Source organism: Spirulina sp. 06S082 (assembly GCF_034932145.1).
Classification (GTDB): domain Bacteria; phylum Cyanobacteriota; class Cyanobacteriia; order Cyanobacteriales; family Spirulinaceae; genus CCY15215.
Genome location: NZ_JAYGHV010000251.1, coordinates 1 through 2,391, shown reverse-complemented (window position 1 = coordinate 2,391; position 2,391 = coordinate 1). Strand labels below are relative to the sequence as shown.

Annotated in this window: 4 protein-coding genes; all 4 read right to left on the bottom strand. The window is 46.0% G+C overall.

The window, feature by feature from the left end; translation table 11 throughout:
- Positions 1-20: 20 nt before the first annotated feature.
- The 4 genes from VB714_RS15315 to VB714_RS15300 all read right to left on the bottom strand — a co-directional run bounded on the left by VB714_RS15315 (position 21) and on the right by VB714_RS15300 (position 2,260).
- Entirely contained in the window at positions 21-773 is a 753-nt protein-coding gene (locus tag VB714_RS15315; RefSeq protein WP_323225491.1) for a hypothetical protein, read from the bottom strand.
- A 90-nt stretch (positions 774-863) separates the two neighbouring features.
- Positions 864-1,532, bottom strand: coding sequence for a hypothetical protein (locus VB714_RS15310; protein ID WP_323225490.1), 669 nt, complete (start codon positions 1,530-1,532; stop codon positions 864-866).
- Positions 1,504-2,019, bottom strand: coding sequence for a pantetheine-phosphate adenylyltransferase (gene coaD, locus VB714_RS15305; protein ID WP_323225488.1), 516 nt, complete (start codon positions 2,017-2,019; stop codon positions 1,504-1,506). Before coaD ends, VB714_RS15310 begins: the two co-directional genes overlap by 29 nt.
- Before the next feature lie 31 nt (positions 2,020-2,050).
- A complete protein-coding gene (locus VB714_RS15300) occupies positions 2,051-2,260 on the bottom strand; it encodes a Uma2 family endonuclease (RefSeq protein ID WP_323225487.1) in 210 nt (69 codons plus the stop codon).
- Positions 2,261-2,391 lie beyond the last annotated feature (131 nt).

Sequence of the window (2,391 nt, the reverse complement as noted above, 5' to 3'; positions counted from 1 at the left end):
CCCCCCACACTCCCCACACCCTACCTTACAACCCCTTGCAAAGCGCTGACGAGGACAGAAAGAGCTTTATCGTGGGCAGCTAATTTTAATTCCATTTCTCGCAATTGAACTTTAAGGGCGGTAATATCTTCTTGGGTGGTTTCCAGATCGGTTTCGAGAGTTTCCGGAATCTGTGCTTGTAGCGATCGCAGGGAAGTTTCAATACTTTCCAAGGCATTTCCCTCGAGGCGATCGAGACGCGCGCGATTAATCTCAACCCCTCCTTCATAATTTGCCAGTTGGGTTTGCGTCTGTTTGAGATTTGCCCCCAGCCAGCCCAAAACAATGCCCAAGGTGACGATCGTTCCTACCGATAAACCCGCCAACCACAAAAAGCGATTTTTCAAGCGACCTAATTGGCGATTGTAATAGTCATTATCGGAAAGAGCGACTAATTTAAGTTCCCATAATTCCCGCGCTAACTCCGAGATCGTCTTTTCTTCCGGCTGAGTAGTCGATAATGCGGTGGTTTCCACATCTAGGGCTGCACCGCGAGAGGAGGGAGAGAGGTCAGGAGAGGGAGTAATAGGAGGGGGGGGAGCTTTGGGGGGAAGAGAGGCGAGAGAACCCCGAGAACCTTGAATTGCTTTGGGTTCCGGGGGAAGTAGGGGACGAGTTTTCCCATTGCTTAGATCGGAAAGAATATCCATTAAATCCGAGACAGCAATGTACTCGTTGGCACTTAACTGTTTTTTTGAGCCATTATTTTCCTGACTTGCTTTAATCTCGGTCATATCTCCACCCCTAATAACCCAGTCCGAAAGTTGACAGCGTATTCTTGGGCTACTCTGCAACTATTGCTATGTTAACCGTTAACTGAACTATCAGGATGCTCCTGGCATGGTTGAATTTTCTTCTCGGTTGGGTTCGGCGAAGTTACCGTGTAATTGTTGTCTACCGTTGCGAATAACCCTGAGCATTTCCCCCAATTGCTGTTCGATCCGCAGCAGTACCGCGTCAGCATATTCGTCGGCTCCATCTTGAATTTCTTCACATTCGGCGATCGCGATCTGGCGCATCTGTTCGAGTTCTTGCACCGCCTGCATTCGCATTTGCTCTATCTCCGCGAGGGTTTGCTGCTGAAGGTCTTCGCACTCTTGGCGCACGGCTTGACGAATTTGGGCGGCTTCGGTTTCTGCTTGGCGCACCAGCCCCAATTCATCTAAAAATTGGGCGGCTTGCTGTTTGGCCAATTCGATCATCTCTTGGGCGTATTCTTCCGCTTGCAAGAGAATTTCTTCTTTTTGACGCACCACCTCCATTGCTTCCTCAAAGGCTGTAGGAAGGTTTATCCGCACCACATCGAGGCGATCGAGCAATTGTTCTTCATCGACAATGGTTTTGCGAGTGAAGGGAATACGAGGATTATCTAAGATCAATTCTTCCAAGCGGTTGAGTTCGGCTTGAATATCAAATCCTAAGACTCGAGCGCGATCGAATCCTTCCTGTTCGCGATATTCGGCATTACTTCGGGGGTCTTCTTGTTGTAGCATCAGCCTTGTTGTAGCATCGATAGAGTTCTCTGGCAACATTTGGGGGAACGAGGTGATCGATTGTACCGCCAAATTGGGCAATTTCTTTGACCACGCTACTACTTAAGAAACTATACTCGGTAGACGTGGTTAAAAAAACAGTTTCGATATCCTGTCTCAGGGTTTTATTCGTATGAGCCATTTGCAGTTCTTTCTCGAAGTCGGAAAGAACGCGCAAACCCCGAAGCAAAATTTTGGCTTTCTTTTGCTTGGCATAGTCTACGCTTAAGCCGCTAAAGTTGTCTACTTCTACCCGATCTAGCTGTTGGGTACAAGTGCGAATTTGTGCGATGCGTTCTTCTATGGAAAAGAGCGGTTTTTTGCTAGGATTGCAGAGTACGGCAACAATAACCTTTGTAAATAGTTGGCTTCCGCGTTCGATAATGTCAAGGTGTCCTAACGTAATGGGATCGAAGCTCCCAGGATAAATTGCGATCGCGTCTGCCATTTTTTAATTATTAATTTTCAATTATCAATGATTAATGCAAAAGACGAGGGACGGAAATGGAGATGTTTTGGAAGGCTAAAGGGGCGATTTCTCCTGCGGTTATGATTTGCTGGTCTTGATAATCGCCATTTTGCGGGGTGCGGAAAATCAATAATCGGTGTTGCTGTAGATCGGCAATCCAATATTCGGGAATTCCGTTTTCTGCATATATTCTACGCTTAATATCGGTATCTTTGGCCAAGCTGGTAAGCTAAGACGCATCTACATTGCATTAATGGCATTGCCTTTATTTTTTATCTTTCTATTCCAATGAATTATTAATTCTCCTTCATTTAACAGTTTTCTTACTGTTTTTTCTAGCTCTTCTCTATT

Coding starts and splice junctions, on each gene's coding strand:
- VB714_RS15315 (WP_323225491.1), bottom strand. CDS start 773: ATGACCGAGATTAAAGCAAGTCAGGAAAATAATGGCTCAAAAAAACAG.
- VB714_RS15310 (WP_323225490.1), bottom strand. CDS start 1,532: ATGCTACAACAAGAAGACCCCCGAAGTAATGCCGAATATCGCGAACAG.
- coaD (WP_323225488.1), bottom strand. CDS start 2,019: ATGGCAGACGCGATCGCAATTTATCCTGGGAGCTTCGATCCCATTACG.